Here is a 17,021-nt window from a genome sequence, read left to right as displayed (position 1 = left end):
GCGTCACGCGCGGGCGCGCCGTTCGAAGTCGACCGCGATCGCCGGCGCCGGATCGGACAGAGACTGGACGAAGCTCGCCACGTCCGGATCGCTCACGAAGCTCGCGGCCGAGCGCGCCGCGAGAATCGCCGAGCTGTCCTGCGGGCGCGCGATCACGAAACCCTGCACATGATCCACGCCGATTTCCCGCAGCGCGCGCAGCGTGTCGGCGTCCTCGACCCATTCCGCCACGCTTTGCATGCCGAGATTGCGTGCCAGCGCGACGATCGCCTCGACGATCGCGATATTCGCCGGATGCGTGCACATCGAGCGCACGAATTCGCCGTCGATCTTGAGCGCATCGGCGGAAAGCGCCTTCAGATACTTGAACGACGTGTAGCCCGCGCCGAAGTCGTCGAGCGCGATCTTGCCGCCCATCTCGTGCACGCGCGCGATGAAGCGCTGCGTATTTTCGAGATCGTGCAGCGCGACGCTTTCCGTGATTTCCAGACACAAGTACGGCACGACCGACCGATGCCGCGCGAAGAGCGCGAAGATGTCCTCCATGAACTGCTCGTCGTTGAGCGAGCCGCCCGAGAGGTTGACGCAGACGAACTGCGTGTTGCGCAACTGATCGCGATGCGCCTCGATCCATTCGAGCAGCGTCGAAATCACCCAGCGGTCGATGGTCGCGATATTGCCCGATTCCTCCGCCGCGACGATCACCTTGCCGGCGGGCAGCGTCGTGCCGTCGGGCGCGCGCATGCGCAACAACACTTCGAAATTAAGCGATTCGTTCGGCTTCTTGAGCGACATGATCGGCTGCATCACGAGGAAAAGCCCCGCAGGCAGCCGATTGCCGCCGAGCGTCTCGACGAGCCTCAGTTCCTCCGCGCGCTCTTCGAACGCGGCCGCGCCCTTTCGATACGTGACGAGGTGCGTGTGCGCGACCTTCTTCGCCTCGCGACACGCGCGGTCCGCATGCGAAAGCGCATCGGCGACGCGCACGCCCGGCGAGCACTCGACGAGTCCGATCGACGCCTTCACCTGGAACGCGCGGCTGCCGACCTGATACGGCGCATCGCTCAGAATGGAGATCAGCTCGCGGCATTGCGCGATGGCGTCGTCGATCGGCGTGTCGTTCATCACGCAGACGAACTCGTCGCCGCCGATGCGCCCGACCGGATAGCTGCGCGCGAAGTGCGCCCGCGTGCGCGCCGCGACCTGGCGCAGCACTTCGTCGCCCGCGCGGTGGCCGAAGAGATCGTTGACGAGCTTGAAGCGGTCGAGGTCCACATACGCGAGCGCCCACGGCAGCGATTCCTCGCTCTGCAACGCGATCGTCTTCTCCACGCCGCGCCGGTTCAGCGAGCCCGTCAGCGGATCGTGCTCCGCGAGAAAGCGCAGCCGCTCGACCGCTTTCGAGCGCTCGGTCGTGTCCTGAAGCGAGCCTTCGATCCATCCGTTCGAGCGGATCGCCTTCAACAGATATCGGCGCTCGCCGGTGCCGCGTTCCACCGAGCCGCTCATTTCCAGCTCGCCGTCGCTGCCCTTCGACGCCAGCGCCTGCAACGCGCCCCACGCGCCGGCTTCGAAGTAATCGTGCCAATGGCGCAGTTTGTACTCGGACTTTTGCAGATCGAGCATCGCGCGCAAGGCGGGATTGGCGCGCACGAAGTGGCCGTCTTCGTCGAGCGTGAAGAGGCCGATGGGCGTCACCTCGTAGGTGTTGCGCAATTCCATTTGCGCCTGACGGCGGAAGTCGCGTTCGGCGCGCATCTGTTCGGCGATGGCGAACGCGGCCATCATGCTCGACGACAACGCGGCCATCACCGTGTTGACGCCGCCGAGCAGCGCCTTCACGCCGAACGCCGCGCCGAGCACTTCCGAGAACGTCGCGAACAGCACCACGGTCAGCGAGCCGACGTACCACAGCACCGTGCGCGAGCGCGTGATCCAGACGAGCCGCGCGAGAAAGAACAGCAGCACGCAAATGCCGAAACCGGCGATGACCCACAGCGTCGGCACGAAAAGCGCGTAAGGCAGCACGAGCGCCGCCGCCAGCAGCACGACGCCGACGTACTGAACGACGCGCAGCAGCCATCGGTAACCGACGACGCGAAGCTCGCGCCGAAACAGATGCGTGAAGAGCGCGGCCGTCAGCAGATAGTAGACGGCGAACGTGATCTGGCGCAGCGGCTGGAGAAATTCCGACGGCAGCACGCGGCCGAGCCATTGCATGTCCCAGCCCATCGCGTTCGCGCACAGGCGCAGATTGCCGACGAGCCACACCGCGAAGATCACATACGTCCATTCCCGATTGATGATCGCCGTGACGAACACGAAGACGGCGAGCGTCAGCAGACCGCCCGCGATCAGCCCGGAGCTTTCCTGAAAGTCGAGCGCGGATCGGCGCAGTCCCTGCCAGTCCCACGCGAGCACGGTGACCTGCGCCGGACCGGAAAACGTGCCGCGGCAGAGCATGGTTTCAGGCCCCGCCAGGTGCCCCGCCTGCACGAAAAATCCGGCCTTGATCGGATGCATCGCGCCGCTCGCGCCGTCGCGGTCAGCGCTGCCGATCGGCTTCAAAGTGGCTGCATCCCAGCAAGCAACCGTTTGCGCGTGACGCGAAGGTAATTCGATCGCGGTCGACAGATCGCCCCCCAGACGGGGCGCGGTGAACGCGAACCAGATGGGCTCCTCGGAAAGCCGCGTGCCGTAACTCGTGACGGGCGACGCGCCACGCAGTTTTTCGAGCGCATCGGCGGGACTCAGCCGCTCGCCGGCATCGACGATCACGCGCAGTTGAAGCGGCACGGCGCCGTGCGATTCGTACTGCCGCGGCAGGAAATAGAGCGTGGCGAGGGTGCCGATGGCGATCAGGACGGGCACGGCGTAGACCGCGACCACGTACAGGGCGTCGTCGATCCACGAGCCGGATCGCCTGAATCTCGAGAAGGAAGCTGGAATCACCGACGCCATATGTGGACAACCCCCGTTCACGTCGCCGGCCTCTGTTGCGCCAGCGCAGGACGGCAGCGATGCGGGGCGCGCCCCGCCATCGCTGCGTTTGGCCGACCGGACCGCGCCGGGGTCCGGCTTATTTGCTATTCGCTTATGTGGTGCTTGGTGCTTGCGTGGTCCTACCCCGGAACGGCGGTCGTCAACAACCGTAAGCCATCAGCGGAGCCTCCGGGCATCCTACCGGTTCCCAGGCAAAAGATAAATCTGGACATTCCACATCGATGTCAGGATGGTGCGTTTGCACCATGTAGCTCAGCAACGGATGACGCGCGTCCGCCCAGCGTTCGCGCGCGACGGCGACTTCCTTCGCCAGCACGCGATGCGGCAGGCCGCCGACATGCGGCATCGGGCGGAATTCGTGGGGGCCGAAGACGTCTTCGAAGAGCATCGCCTCGTATTCGCGGTCGAGCGGCGCACGCGCCGTGATCACCATCCAGTCGATCTCGCGCAGCTCGCAGAAGCGCCACAGCGCCTTGCAGAGCGCCACTTTCACGACGCGCCCGACCACGCCGCCCGCCACGCCCAGCCGCGTGGCTTCCGCGAGCCGGCTCGTCGCGAGGCGAGGCGGCAGCGTGACCGACTGCTCGACCGCAAGCGGCCCGCAGGCGTTGGTCTGGATGCGCAGCGTGCCCAGCGGCGCGCCGTCGAGCTTGGATTCGGCGAGGAGCACGGCCGTGCCGGCGTCGCGATCGCAATGCTCGATCGACATGCTCTCGGCGAAATCGGGCAGGTGCCGCGCATACGCGGAACGTCGGATGGTGAGGGCCTTGCGCAGCCCGGCTTCGTCGCGGACGATGCGAACGGTGAACGGCATCCACTCGGTCTTCGAAAACGCGGGCACCACCTTGAGCGTTGCACGAAGCGCCGTGTCGTCGTGATGAGCGGCGGCGTTCGCGGCAAGGTTCAGACGTTCCATTTTTGAGACCCCATGTTTTTCTTGGCGATTGGGAAAGCCGCGCGACGGTGAGGCAGGCATGGCCCGCCGCTCGGCGTGTCGAGCCTCTTGCGTAGCCGATCGGCGGTGTGCCCGCCGTCCGTTCGTCCGGCGCGGCTTTCTGCCTGAAACGCTGCGAGAAAGCGCCCAATCGGCGAAAAATTTGCCGGTAGGCATGCGATTGGAGACGCATTTGCCGTACGGAAATGTGCGTGCGCGATAGAGGACGACGGAAAACGACGAGCAGACGCCACGAATCAGGCGAGAGGCGTTTTCAAGAATAGCGGGCCGCGACGCGTTCTCAAATATTTCTTAAGCGGATGAATAAACCGCGATCCTGCCGCATGCCAACGTTTGCGCAGCGCAGAATCGGCGAAAGCGTTTTGCGCGGGCAAAGCGCCGGCGTGCGCGCCAAAACAAAAGCGCGGAAGCAGGCCATTCGGCCCGCTTCCGCGCTTCGCGTGCTGCGGCATCAACCGCGGCCGTCAAGCCGTCAGTCTTCTTCGTCGAGCCAGGGAATGTCGACGTCGGTGATGAACGCGACCATCGCGAGCGGCCGCCCTTCCTGCCGCCCGATGTTTCCGTCCGCGCGCTGCCATTCGCAGCGGAAAATGGTGCCGGGCGTGTCGGCGAGCAGCGTGACGGTGCGGATTTCGTCCGGATCGTTGTCCTCCACCGGGCCGTCGAGCGATACGAGCAGTTGCTGCGGCCAGGCGCCATCGGCGGGATCGTAGATCTTGTCGCCGTCATGGATGACCACGTGCGCCTCGACGCCGATCGTCGACGACGCCTCGACGATCATCTTGCCGAGCGCCCGCAGCACCGCCGTGGCGCGGCCCGAGTTGGCCTGACGGATCGCGAGATCGCCGCGCGTCAGCGCCTGTTCGAGTTTGGGATTGGTTTTTTGTTGCGCCATCGATGTCTCTCTTGAGGTTCAATGCAGGTCCGACGAGCCGCGCGCGGCTAAGTTGCATCGCGATCGTATCATCGCCTCCTAATAATAGGACGCTATACGGTGCACGAACGGCAGCACGTCAATGCGTGACGCTCTCCGTCGCGATACGGCGCGGCGACCGCACGCTCGTCGTCGGCGCGGATCTCGACTGGCGACGCATCTCCGATACCGCGCCGACGCGGCTTCCCTAAGAAGCGCCCGCACGTCAGCCCCGCGCGATCAGCCCCGACAGCGCTAGCGCGCCCGCCCGCAGCGCCGCCAGATTGCCCGGCTCGAAGGTCCAGTGCCCCGCTGCGTTCACTACGTTCAGTTCGGCGCCGGGCCAGTGCGCGGCCAGCGCGACGGCCTGATCGGCGGTGCAGACCATGTCGAAGCGGCCATGCACGATACGGCACGGCAGATGCGCGATGCGCGTGACCAACGGCAGCAACGGCGGCGGCGGCAATTCGTTCGCCATGTAGTGGCGCTCCAGCAGCGCCATCGAAACAGCGGCGGCATTGGCTTCGGCGCTCGGGCGCTTCTCTTCGTCGGCGGGTTCCGGCGCCGGCTTGTTCACCACCGAAAGCGTCGTCTCGTACTGCGTCCACGCGCGAGCGAGTTGCGCGCCCGCTTCGTCGAAACGCGCGAGCGGCGCTTCCGTCATCGTCAGAATGTCCTGTCCGCTCCCGGGGCGCTTGCCGCTCGCCGCCTCGATCGCATCGAGAAACGCGCGGTGCGCCTCCGGAAACACGCGGCGCACGTCCCACAGGAACCAGTCGATGTCCTCGCGGCGCGCGAGAAACACGCCGCGCAGCAGAAAGCCGGTGCAGCGCTCGGGATGCGCGATGCCGTACGCGAGCCCGAGCGTGGTGCCCCACGAGCCGCCGAAGATGGCCCATCGCTCGATCTCCAGCGCGACGCGCAGCTTTTCCATGTCGCCGACGAGCGCGTCGATGCCGTTGTGCTCGAGCTTGCCGAAAGGTTTCGACTTGCCGCAGCCGCGCTGATCGAAGAAGACGACGCGCCACGCCGCCGGCTCGAGCGCATCGGCCCATTTCACGTTCATCGCGCCGCCAGGGCCGCCGTGCACGACGAGCATGACAGGCGCGTCGCGCGGACCCTGGGCGCGCCAGTAAATCGTGTGTCCATCGCCTACGTCGAGCATGCCTTCGTCGAAATTCACCGGCTGCTGGCCGTGTTGATCCTGTTGATCCATCGCGCGTGTCCTGGCTGTTAGGTCGAATGCCCAATTGTTGCATCGCGCGGTGGCGCGCGCATGAATGCTCGACAAAGACCGATACGCTATGCTTGCAGCTTGCCCGCCATCCCTCGTTGACACTCACTCCGCCACGCTCGATGCGCCGCACCCTCGTCAAGTGGCTCTTCGCCACCTACCTGCTCGGCAGCGGCACGCTATGGTCGATTCTGATCCTGCCGCTTTTTCCGTTCGTCGGCCGCGACGGGCGCTACTGGCTCGCGAAGCTCTGGTGCCGCGCGATGGTCGCGATGATGCGCGTCATCGCCGGCGTCACGACTTCCGTCGAAGGGCTGGAGCATCTGCCGCAAGGACCGTTCATCATCCTGAGCCGCCACGAATCGACGTGGGAAACGCTCGCGTTCATGGCGCTCTTTCCGCGCCGCATCAGCTTCGTGTTCAAGCACGAGTTGATGAATATTCCGTTTTTCGGCTGGGTGCTGCGCGGACTCGACATGGTGAGCCTGGATCGCGGATCGATTCGTCAGGCGCATCAGGCCGTCACGCGCGAATGCGCCGCGCGGCTCAAGAAAGGCGATGCCGTCGTCATCTTTCCGGAAGGCACGCGCGTCGCGCACGATGCGCCGCTCAAGCTCGCGTCGGGGGGCGTACGGCTCGCCTGCGCGACGAAAGTGCCGGTCGTGCCGGTCGTGCATGACGCGGGCAAGGTGTGGCCCGCGAAGGGCTGGCCGGATCACGGCGGGCATATTCGCGTGATCGTCACGCCGCCGCTGCCGCTCGAATGCGATATTCCACAGGAATTGAACCGGCTCGCGCAGGCACAGATGGACGAGGCGCTGGCCGAATTGCGCTGAGACAGCGATACGCGAAGCTCAGTACATCGGCCGCTTCTTCGCGGCGCAGAGCCGATTGACCGCCGCGACCAGCGTCTCGAAGTCGACGGGCTTGCGCAAATAGCCGTCGTAGCTGACGAAGGCCGGCGGGTTCGGATGCCCTGAAATCATCAGGAAAGGAATGTGCGCGAGCGCCGCGTCGTTCTTCATCGTCTGGCAGAGCAGCGCGCCGCCCAGGCCGGGCATCATCCAGTCCGACACCACGATATCCACCGTCTGCTCGCCCAATATCGACAACGCGCCGTTGCCGTCCGCCGCGCACAGGACGTTGCAATCCTCGCCCTGCATGCAAAGGGACCAGGCTTCGATGGTGGCGGGATCGTCGTCGACGAGCAGTACGGTCTTCATCTTGCAAGCGGGGCGGGCACGGTTGAGAGCGGGCAAAAGCGGCGGGCAACGTCCGTTGTGACCGAAAACGGCTGCTTTCGTTGCCGCCACGTTCTTCCGCTGCCTTTCGTCATAGTATTGTGTTCGCGTGAAACTTGCGCGGTAAATGCTGCTTGAGCAAGCGGCGGGCCGCGCGGGGGCGTCGGTCAATTGGTCGCCCGACGCGCTTACTTCGTCCCGGCGCGCGAGCGGCCCGCCTCGCGGATCGCATCGACGAGCGATTCCTCCACCGGCGTGCGCGCCGCGTCGTTGCGGCGGATCAGGCCGATGGGCTCGTCGGTGCCGGCGAAGGGCATCGGCAGCGCGGTGAGCAGGCCTAGCGCGATGTCGTGCTCGACCGCGCCGGCCGGCACGAACCAGACTGCGTCGTTATGAAGCGCGAGCGAGCGCCCGAGCGACACCGACAGCGTTTCGACGAGCGCCGTCAGCGCATGCGCGCCGAACGCGGTCAGCACGCTTTCAGCGGACTGTCGGATGAGCGTGCCGAACGGCGGCACGACAATGGCGAAGCGCGCGAGCAGCGCAGGCGTGAGCGGCGTTTCGAACGCAAGCGGATGATCGCGGCGCACGACGACCGCCAACGGCTCGCGATAAATCTGCTCGAACGAAAGCCCGTGCATCGCTTCCGGCTCGGACAGCCTGCCGACGACGAGATCGACATCGCCCGCCTTCAGCTTTTCCAGCAGCGACGCGTTCGAATCGGTGGCGACGCTCAGCGACATCGCCGGCCACTGCTGCCGGAAAGCCGCGAACGCGGGCGGCAGCAGCGCGTTCGCAACCGTCGGCAACACGCCGATGGACACCGCGCCCGGCATGTCGCCGCGCTCGCGCAGCAGCATATCGACGCCTTCGCGCAGCGACGCCACGCACGCGCTCGCATGCGGCGCAAAGAGCCGGCCTTCGCGCGTCGGCACCGCGCCGCGCCGCCCGCGCTCGAAGAGCCGCACGCCTAGAATGGATTCGAGTTCGCCGATCGTCTTCGACACCGCCGGCTGCGTGATCGACAGACTGTCCGCCGCGCGCTGCACGCTGCCGAGCTGCGTGACGGCCAAAAAACACTGGAGATGGCGGAACTTGACGCGCGTATTCGTGAAGTCGGTATCCATGAGTAGCCGTTATGTATCGACGCACAAAACGTCATTTTCCATAACTCGATCCGTTCGATAAAGTAGCTGCCAGAAATATCCTATTCACGTCACATCATCAGGAGACAGTGACATGACGTCCCCCATCCTCACGCCGCGCGATTGGGCATCCCATCCGCCGTATCTGTCGCCGGGCTACCGGTCGTCGATTTCGCGCAGCCCGTCGCTGCCGCTGATCCCGCTGAAGGAGAACCTGCGCAATCGCCGCGTGCCCGTCTATGGCGCCGACGATCTCGGCACGCTCGACAACGACCTCACGCGCAACGCGGCCAAGAACGGCGAGCCGCTCGGCGAGCGCATCATCGTGACGGGCCGCGTGCTCGACGAAGGCGGCCGTCCGGTGCGCAACACGCTCGTGGAAGTCTGGCAGGCGAACGCCGCCGGGCGCTATGTCCACAAGGCCGATCAGCACGACGCCCCGCTCGATCCGAACTTTCTCGGCGCGGGCCGCTGCCTGACGGACAACGAAGGCCGCTATCGCTTCATGACGATCAAGCCGGGCGCGTATCCGTGGGGCAATCACCCGAACGCGTGGCGTCCGAATCACATTCACTTCTCGCTCTTCGGCGAGTATTTCGGCTCGCGTCTCGTCACGCAGATGTATTTCCCCGGCGATCCGCTGCTCGACCTCGATCCGATCTATCAGGGCATTCCGGAGCACGCGCGGCATCGGCTGGTGTCGCGCTTCTCGATCGATACGACGCAGGAAAACTACGCGCTCGGCTACGAATTCGACATCGTGCTGCGCGGCCCGGACCAGACTCCGACGGAGTGACGACATGACCACCCTCAAGCAAACGCCCTCGCAGACCGTCGGACCGTATTTCGCGTACGGTCTCGTGCCGGAGCAGTACAACTTCGACTTGAAGAGCCTCTTCACGGCATCGGCGGCGGACCGCGAAGTGCCGGGCGAGCACATTTCCGTCGTCGGCAACGTGTTCGACGCGGAAGGCAAGCCAATCGGCGACGCGCTGATCGAAGTCATGCAGGCCGACGCGAACGGCCGCTACGTGCAGAGCGTGGAAGAAGCGCGCGAGTCGGGATTCCGCGGCTTCGCGCGCGTGGGCACCGGCACGGATCCGAAGCTGCGCTTCGTCGTGGATACGGTGAAGCCCGGCAAGACCGACGACGATTCCGCGCCGCATCTGGACATCATCGTGCTGATGCGCGGCATGCTGCTGCATTCGTACACGCGCCTCTATTTCGACGATGAAACCGAAGCCAACGCGAACGACACCGTGCTGCAAAGCGTGCCGGCCGAGCGCCGTCACACGCTAATCGCGAAGCGCGAGTCGGGCACGGCGGCGACGGTGTATCGCTTCGACATCCACCTGCGCGGGCCGAACGAGACCGTGTTCTTCGATCTCTGAGCGGCATCGCTATCCAGCAGGAAGCGAAGGCGTCCGGCACTGCGCTATAGTGTCGGACGCCTTTCGTTTTTATCGCATGAACGTTATGACCGACGCCGCCAATCCCAGTCCGCTCTATGTCAAGCTCCTAGCCGAAACCGCGCAGATCGGGTGGTCCGAACTCGAGCGTTTCTTCGCGAAGGGCGTGCTGATCTGGGTCAAGGGCGACCTCGATCTCGTGAGCGTGGCCGAAGCCGTCGCCGGCGACGACACGCAACAGGTCACGCAATGGCTGTCGTCCGGGCTGATCGAGCGCGTTCAGGCGGAAACTGCCGCCGATCTCGCCGCGCGCGATCCCGAGTTGTGGGCGGTCGTGGTATCGCCGTGGGTATGCGTGCAGGAACGCGGCAATCGCTCGAACGCGAATTAAGCGCGCACCCAATCGGTCCAGAGCACGACGAGAATCGTCATCAGCGCCGGGCCGATGAAGAGGCCAATGAGGCCGAACGTCTCCGCCCCGCCCAGGATGCCGAACAGCACGAGCAGGAACGGCAGGCGCGACGAGCCGCCGATCAGCACCGGCCGCACGAAATGCTCGGCCACGAACACCACGACCAACCCGAAAATCGCGACGCCCACGGCGGCCACCGTCGATCCTTGCGCGAGCAGCCACAGCGCCGAGCCGAGGAACACGATCGGCGCGCAGAACGGCAGCATCGCGGCGACGGCTGTCAGCATGCCGAGCAGCGTCGCGTGCGGCACGCCGGTGACCGCGTACGCGATACCCAGCAGCGCGCCCTCTCCCAGTCCCACGACCACGAGCCCCACGACCGTGCTGCGAACCGCATCGGCCATGCGCTGCAACAGCGCCGCGCCGTCCGCGCCGAACGCGCGGCTCGATCCCGCGAGCATCTGCCGGCCGAGCTTCGCGCCCGCCTGGAAGATGAAGAAGAGCGTCATCAGCATGAAGCCGAAGATGACCAGGCCATGCACGACGCGCCCGCCGAAGTGCCGCGTCATCGCGACGAACGGGGCGCTGTGCAGGTTCTTCACCGCCGGGGAAGACTCGAGCGGCGTCGCGAGATTGTCGTGCCACCAGCGCGCGGCCTGCTCCGAGCCGGTCGGCAAATGTTCGATGAACGCGGGCATCGGGATGCCGGTCCTCAGCACGTCATGGAACCAGCGCATCATGTCGTGCGCTTCGTCGATGGTCTGTCCCGCGACGATGCCGAACGGCAAAACGAACAGCAAGCCGATTGCAAGCGTCAGCAGGACGGCGAGCAAGGTATGGCGCTTTCGGAAGAGCGGCCGCCGTTCGAGCCAGCCGAACGCGGGCCACAGAGCAATGGCGATCACCACGGCCCAAACGACGGCCGGAATGAAGGTGCGCGCCGTGTAAAGCGCAATGAGCACGAGCACCGCATACAACCCCGCCGATGCCGCGCGTTGAAACCGGCGCGTGCGATCGGCGGAATCGGTTGCATTCTCGTTGCGCGAAGGAATACCCATGAACGGAGCCTCTGGTGGAATCGACTGAAAGCGAAGCGATAGAGTCGCGTGCATTGTAAGCGCACGATTCATTCCACTTCTTGTCCGCCACCATTGCACTGTTCTTTACAACGCGACGTTATGTCCTCCCTATAATCGCGAGTCGGGCATCAACGCAAGGAATCCGGGAATGCTGGGTAAAGGCTGGGTAGCAATGGGAGCATGCGCGTCGATCGCGCTGTTGGCAGGCTGTTCGACGAAGCTCAACCGATCGGACGAAGAAAAGCTGAACGCGCAGTACGGCATCGCGATGCAGGCCGTCAAGGGCGGCGTGGAAATGCGCCTGCCCGAAGTGGCGCTGTTCGATAGCGACGAAGCGACCATCCGGCAAGGCAGCCTGCCCGCGCTGGACCGCGCCGCAACGGTGCTCAAGCGCAGCATGCGGCCGGTGCTGATCGAAGGCCACACCGATAACGACGGCCCGCTCGCCTACAACCAGAGCCTCTCGCAGGCGCGCGCCGAAGCGGTGGCGCGCGCGCTGATCGCGCGCGGCGTGCCGGCCGAGCGGCTCACGACGAAAGGCATGGCGTACCTGCGGCCCATCGCCAGCAACGACACGCCGCAAGGCCGCGCATTGAACCGGCGTGTCGAACTGCTCGTGCGCACCGAGACCGAAGACACGCTGCTCGGCCCCGTGCCGAAGAAGAAGCGCTAGCTTCCTTCCGCTTCGAGCACGAGCAGTTGCGAGCCATCGGCGACCTGATCGCCGACATCGAAGAGAATCTCGCCGATTCTGCCAGTGGCCGGCGCGACGATCGTGTGCTCCATCTTCATCGCTTCCATCACGATCAGCGGCGCGCCCTTCTGCACCGACGCGCCCGCCTGCACCAGCACCGCGATTACCTTGCCGGGCATCGGCGCGGTGAGACGGCCTTCGTGTTCGGCGTCGCCGGCGTGGGCCATCAGGTTCTGCCATTCGAACGCGAACGCGGCGCCTTCGAGAAAGACGTGGAAGACATCGCCGTCGGTGAAGACGTGGCCTTTGACAAGCGCATCGTCGAGCTGAACGGCGAACGCCGTTTCTCCGCGATGCGACCATTCGAAGCGCGCGCTTGTCCCGTTCAATTGCAGATGCTTCGCGCCGTTCTTCGTGAAGACGGCCTTCAGCGCCTCGTCTGATCCCACCGCGCGCCAGTTCAGGTCCTGGCTATAGCCGCCGGCCATGCGCCAGTGCGAGAGCGCATCCCACGGCGAGCGGCCGTGCGCTTCGCCGCCCTCGCGCGTGAGCAGGGCCGCGCACGCGAGCGCAAGCGCCTTTTCGCGCGACACCGATGAAGCCGCGAAGAGCGCATCGTGATGACGCTCGATCAGGCCGGTGTCGAGTTCGCCTTGCGAGAACGGTTCGCTCTTCACGATCCGCTGCAGAAACTCCACGTTCGTATGCAGGCCGACGATCTCGCATTGCGCGAGCGCACGCGCCATGCGCGCGAGGGCATCGCGACGGTCGCGTCCGTGCACGATCAGCTTCGCGATCATCGGATCGTAGAACGGCGTGATGGCGTCGCCCTGACGCACGCCGCTGTCGATGCGCACGTGGCCGTCGATCGTGAACTCCACTGCATCCGGCAACGCGAGATGCCTGAGCGTGCCCGTCGACGGCAGAAAGCCGCGCGACGGATTCTCGGCATAGATGCGCGCTTCGATCGCATGGCCGTTCACGTGCAGCTCGTGCTGCTGCAACGGCAGCAGCTCGCCCGCCGCCACGCGCAATTGCCATTCGACGAGATCGAGCCCGGTCACCATCTCCGTCACCGGATGCTCCACTTGCAGGCGCGTGTTCATCTCCATGAAGTAGAACTGGCCGTCCTGCGTCCTGATGAATTCGACCGTGCCCGCGCCGACGTAATTCACCGCGCGCGCCGCTGCAACGGCGGCTTCGCCCATCGCGCGGCGGGTTTCATCGGAGAGGCCGGGTGCCGGCGCTTCTTCCAGCACCTTTTGATGGCGGCGCTGCACGGAGCAATCGCGATCGAAGAGATAAACCGCGTTGCCGTGCTTGTCCGCGAAGACCTGCACTTCCACGTGCCGTGGCCGCAGCAGATACTTTTCGATCAACACGCGATCGTTGCCGAAGCTCGACGCCGCCTCGCGCTTGCACGATGCCAGCGCCTGCGCGAAGTCCTCGCTCTTCTCGACGACACGCATGCCCTTGCCGCCGCCGCCCGCGCTCGCCTTCAACAGCACCGGATAACCGATGCGGTCGGCTTCACGCTGAAGCAGATCGGGAGATTGATCGTCGCCGTGATAACCCGGCACGAGCGGCACGGACGCCGATTGCATCAGTGCTTTCGCCGCGGCCTTTGAACCCATCGCGCGAATGGCCTCAACGGGCGGACCGATGAAGACGAGACCCGCCTCTTCGCACGCGTTGGCGAACGCTTCGTTCTCCGAAAGAAATCCGTATCCGGGGTGAATGGCTTGCGCGCCGGTCTTCTTCGCGGCATCGACGATGCGTTCGATGCGCAAGTAACTCTCCGACGCCGCCGATCCGCCGACGTGCACCGCTTCGTCGCATACGTCGACGTGCTTGGCTTTCGCGTCGGCGTCGGAATAGACGGCCACGCTGCCGATGTTGAGGCGCTTTGCCGTCGCGGCGACCCGGCATGCAATCTCGCCGCGATTTGCTATGAGTATCTTGTCGAACATGGCTTCCCCGTCACATCCGGAACACGCCGAAGCGCGTGTCTTCGATAGGCGCGTTCATCGTCGCGGCGAGGCCGAGGCCCAGCACGTCGCGCGTCTGCGCCGGGTCGATCACGCCGTCGTCCCACAGGCGCGCGCTCGCGTAATACGGATGCCCTTGCGCCTCGTATTGATCGCGGATCGGCGCCTTGAACGCTTCCTCGTCCTCCTTCGACCACGTGCCGCCCTTCTTCTCGATGCCGTCGCGCCGCACCGTCGCGAGCACGGATGCGGCTTGCTCGCCTCCCATCACCGAGATGCGCGCGTTCGGCCACATCCACAGGAAGCGCGGCGAATACGCGCGACCGCACATGCCGTAGTTACCCGCGCCGAACGATCCGCCGATGATCACCGTGAACTTCGGCACCTTCGCTGTCGCCACCGCCGTCACCATCTTGGCGCCGTTGCGCGCGATGCCTTCGTTCTCGTATTTGCGGCCCACCATGAAGCCCGTGATGTTCTGCAAAAACACGAGCGGAATCTTGCGTTGCGCGCACAATTCGATGAAATGCGCGCCCTTCAACGCGGACTCGCTGAACAAGATGCCGTTGTTCGCGACGATGCCGACCGGATGCCCCCAGATATGCGCGAAGCCGCAGACGAGCGTGGTGCCGTAACGCGCCTTGAATTCGTCGAACGCGGAATCGTCGACGATGCGCGCGATCACTTCGCGCACGTCGAAGGGCTTGCGCGTATCGACGGGAATCACGCCGTAGACGCTCTGCGGGTCGTAGCGCGGCGGCAGCGGCTCTTTCAATGCAAGCGGCGCTGCTTTCACGCGATTCAGATTGCCGACGATGCTGCGCGCAATGCCGAGCGCATGCGCATCGTTCTGCGCGAGATGATCGACGACGCCTGACAGACGCGTATGCACGTCGCCGCCGCCCAGGTCTTCGGCGCTGACTTCCTCGCCGGTCGCGGCCTTGACCAACGGCGGGCCGCCCAGAAAAATCGTGCCCTGATTCTTCACGATGATCGATTCATCGCTCATTGCAGGCACATACGCGCCGCCCGCCGTGCACGATCCCATCACCACCGCGATCTGCGCGATGCCCTGCGCCGACATGTTCGCCTGGTTGTAGAAGATGCGGCCGAAGTGATCGCGGTCGGGAAAGACATCGTCCTGATTCGGGAGATTCGCGCCGCCGGAATCGACGAGATACACGCACGGCAAGCGGTTCTGCTCGGCGATTTCCTGCGCGCGCAGATGCTTCTTCACGGTGACCGGATAGTACGTGCCGCCTTTGACAGTCGCGTCATTGCAGACGATCACGCACTCCTGCCCCGCAATGCGCCCGATGCCCGTGATGATGCCCGCGCCCGGCGCTTCGTCGTTGTACATGCCGTAAGCCGCGAGCTGCGACAGCTCGAGAAACGGCGTGCCCGGATCGAGCAGTTGCGCGATGCGATCGCGCGGCAGGAGCTTGTTGCGCGACAGATGCCGATCGCGCGCCGCCTGTCCGCCGCCTTCCGCGATCTTCGCGACCTTCTCCTTGAGATCCGCGACGAGCGCTTCGAGGGCCGCCGCGTTCGTCCGAAATTCCTCGCCGCGCGGATTCAGTTTCGATTCGATGATCGCCATGACGCGCCCTCAAGCCGTCTCGGCGAACAGTTCGCGACCGATCAGCATGCGGCGAATCTCGCTCGTGCCCGCGCCGATTTCATAGAGCTTGGCATCGCGCCAGAGCCGCCCGACCGGATATTCGTTGATATAGCCGTTGCCGCCGAGAATCTGAATGGCTTCGCCGGCCATCCACGTGGCTTTTTCGGCGGTGTAGAGAATGACGCCCGCGCAGTCCTTGCGAACCTGGCGCACGTGACCGGCGCCGAGCGTATCGAGCTGACGGCCGACCGCGTAGAGATACGCGCGGCACGCCTGAAGCGTCGTATAAAGATCGGCGACTTTGCCCTGAATCAGCTGAAACTCGCCGATGGATTGCCCGAACTGCTTGCGATCATGGATATACGGCACGACCGCATCCATGCACGCGAGCATGATGCCGGTCGGCCCGCCCGCGAGCACGGCGCGCTCGTAATCGAGGCCGCTCATCAGCACTTTCGCGCCGCCGTGCAATGCCCCGAGAATGTTCTCTTTCGGCACTTCCACGTTCTCGAACACGAGCTCTCCGGTATGCGAGCCGCGCATGCCGAGCTTGTCGAGTTTCTGCGCGACGGAAAATCCCTTCATGCCCTTCTCGACGATAAACGCGGTGATGCCCTTCGCGCCGGCTTCGATATCCGTTTTCGCATAAACGACGAGCGTGTCGCAATCCGGGCCGTTGGTGATCCACATCTTCGTGCCGTTGAGCACGTAGTGATCGCCCTTTTCGTCCGCGCGCAGCTTCATGCTGACCACGTCCGATCCCGCGTTCGGCTCGCTCATCGCGAGCGCGCCGACGTGTTCGCCGGACACGAGCTTCGGCAGATACTTGCGCTTCTGTGCTTCCGTCCCATTGCGATGAATCTGGTTCACGCACAGATTCGAGTGCGCGCCATACGACAACCCCACCGACGCCGACGCGCGGGAGATCTCTTCCATCGCGACCATGTGCGCGGTGTAGCCCATGTTCGCGCCACCGTATTCCTCGGAGACCGTCATGCCGAGTACGCCGAGGTCGCCGAACTTCTTCCAGAGGTCTATCGGGAACTGGTCGGTGCGATCGATTTCGGCGGCACGCGGCGCGATTTCCTTCGACGCGAAGTTGGCGAGCGAATCGCGCAGCATGTCGATGTCTTCGCCCAGTGCGAAGTCGAGGCCGGGTACGGTGCTCATGGGTGTCTCCTCTAGAGGCGAATGTTTTCGGCGCACCCGTAAATGAGTGATGCTCACACCGGGCGCGAAACCGCAGAATGGGCCAATTTCACGCTCAAATCGTCTAGCCGTCAATAGGTTTTTGAGCTACGCTCACATTTATTCCGCACTGCCCGCC

Annotated in this window: 15 protein-coding genes; 5 read left to right on the top strand and 10 right to left on the bottom strand. The window is 64.9% G+C overall.

All coding sequences use genetic code 11. The features are described 5' to 3' along the window. Positions 1 to 3 precede the first annotated feature (3 nt). From AWB72_RS09910 to pip, 4 genes are all read right to left on the bottom strand, one after another. On the bottom strand, positions 4 to 2,961 hold the full coding sequence (locus AWB72_RS09910) for a putative bifunctional diguanylate cyclase/phosphodiesterase (RefSeq protein WP_040052039.1): 2,958 nt from the start codon (positions 2,959 to 2,961) through the stop codon (positions 4 to 6). A gap of 181 nt (positions 2,962 to 3,142) precedes the next feature. Continuing rightward, a complete protein-coding gene (locus AWB72_RS09905; RefSeq protein ID WP_244285575.1) occupies positions 3,143 to 4,114 on the bottom strand; it encodes a hypothetical protein in 972 nt (323 codons plus the stop codon). Between the two features lie 316 nt (positions 4,115 to 4,430). Beyond that, positions 4,431 to 4,853, bottom strand: coding sequence for a hypothetical protein (locus tag AWB72_RS09900; protein ID WP_040052037.1), 423 nt, complete (start codon positions 4,851 to 4,853; stop codon positions 4,431 to 4,433). Between the two features lie 244 nt (positions 4,854 to 5,097). Continuing rightward, complete coding sequence (pip, locus tag AWB72_RS09895; RefSeq protein ID WP_052450026.1) at positions 5,098 to 6,087, bottom strand: prolyl aminopeptidase; 990 nt, start codon at positions 6,085 to 6,087, stop codon at positions 5,098 to 5,100. Between the two features lie 140 nt (positions 6,088 to 6,227). Between pip and AWB72_RS09890 the strand changes: the two genes are divergently transcribed. Beyond that, the gene (locus tag AWB72_RS09890; RefSeq protein WP_040052036.1) at positions 6,228 to 6,941 is read left to right on the top strand and encodes a lysophospholipid acyltransferase family protein; all 714 of its coding nucleotides are present in this window, start codon (positions 6,228 to 6,230) and stop codon (positions 6,939 to 6,941) included. 18 nt (positions 6,942 to 6,959) lie between these two features. On the opposite strand, the gene AWB72_RS09885 is transcribed toward AWB72_RS09890, so the two are convergent. Beyond that, entirely contained in the window at positions 6,960 to 7,328 is a 369-nt protein-coding gene (locus AWB72_RS09885; protein WP_040052035.1) for a response regulator transcription factor, read from the bottom strand. Between the two features lie 206 nt (positions 7,329 to 7,534). After that, a complete protein-coding gene (gene pcaQ / locus AWB72_RS09880) occupies positions 7,535 to 8,473 on the bottom strand; it encodes a pca operon transcription factor PcaQ (protein ID WP_040052034.1) in 939 nt (312 codons plus the stop codon). A gap of 112 nt (positions 8,474 to 8,585) precedes the next feature. Between pcaQ and pcaH the strand changes: the two genes are divergently transcribed. From pcaH to AWB72_RS09865, 3 genes are all read left to right on the top strand, one after another. Then, entirely contained in the window at positions 8,586 to 9,287 is a 702-nt protein-coding gene (pcaH, locus tag AWB72_RS09875; RefSeq protein ID WP_040052033.1) for a protocatechuate 3,4-dioxygenase subunit beta, read from the top strand. A 4-nt stretch (positions 9,288 to 9,291) separates the two neighbouring features. Next, positions 9,292 to 9,882 carry a protocatechuate 3,4-dioxygenase subunit alpha gene (gene pcaG, locus AWB72_RS09870; RefSeq protein WP_040052032.1) on the top strand — a complete coding sequence of 197 codons (591 nt, stop codon included), beginning with the start codon at positions 9,292 to 9,294 and terminating at the stop codon, positions 9,880 to 9,882. 85 nt (positions 9,883 to 9,967) lie between these two features. Then, entirely contained in the window at positions 9,968 to 10,291 is a 324-nt protein-coding gene (locus AWB72_RS09865; protein WP_040052031.1) for a DUF2288 domain-containing protein, read from the top strand. Here AWB72_RS09865 and AWB72_RS09860 read toward each other — a convergent pair. Then, on the bottom strand, positions 10,288 to 11,370 hold the full coding sequence (locus AWB72_RS09860) for an AI-2E family transporter (RefSeq protein WP_040052030.1): 1,083 nt from the start codon (positions 11,368 to 11,370) through the stop codon (positions 10,288 to 10,290). The two genes, AWB72_RS09865 and AWB72_RS09860, sit on opposite strands and share 4 nt — an antisense overlap. 169 nt (positions 11,371 to 11,539) lie before the next feature. On the opposite strand from AWB72_RS09860, the gene AWB72_RS09855 reads away from it, so the two are divergent. Further along, the gene (locus AWB72_RS09855) at positions 11,540 to 12,064 is read left to right on the top strand and encodes an OmpA family protein (RefSeq protein WP_040052029.1); all 525 of its coding nucleotides are present in this window, start codon (positions 11,540 to 11,542) and stop codon (positions 12,062 to 12,064) included. Here AWB72_RS09855 and AWB72_RS09850 read toward each other — a convergent pair. From AWB72_RS09850 to AWB72_RS09840, 3 genes are read right to left on the bottom strand one after another with little or no spacing between them, the layout of a single operon-like run. Continuing rightward, on the bottom strand, positions 12,061 to 14,055 hold the full coding sequence (locus AWB72_RS09850; RefSeq protein WP_087128054.1) for an acetyl/propionyl/methylcrotonyl-CoA carboxylase subunit alpha: 1,995 nt from the start codon (positions 14,053 to 14,055) through the stop codon (positions 12,061 to 12,063). The genes AWB72_RS09855 and AWB72_RS09850 overlap by 4 nt on opposite strands. A gap of 10 nt (positions 14,056 to 14,065) precedes the next feature. Continuing rightward, positions 14,066 to 15,673: a carboxyl transferase domain-containing protein gene (locus AWB72_RS09845; RefSeq protein ID WP_040052027.1), complete on the bottom strand. Its 1,608-nt coding sequence runs from the start codon at positions 15,671 to 15,673 to the stop codon at positions 14,066 to 14,068. Between the two features lie 9 nt (positions 15,674 to 15,682). Continuing rightward, the gene (locus AWB72_RS09840) at positions 15,683 to 16,864 is read right to left on the bottom strand and encodes an isovaleryl-CoA dehydrogenase (RefSeq protein WP_040052026.1); all 1,182 of its coding nucleotides are present in this window, start codon (positions 16,862 to 16,864) and stop codon (positions 15,683 to 15,685) included. Positions 16,865 to 17,021 lie beyond the last annotated feature (157 nt).

The sequence above is a fragment of the Caballeronia concitans genome (genome assembly GCF_001544615.1).
Classification (GTDB): Bacteria; Pseudomonadota; Gammaproteobacteria; order Burkholderiales; family Burkholderiaceae; genus Caballeronia; species Caballeronia concitans.
Note: the sequence above shows the minus strand (reverse complement) of the source record. Positions and strands in the feature narration are given on the sequence as shown.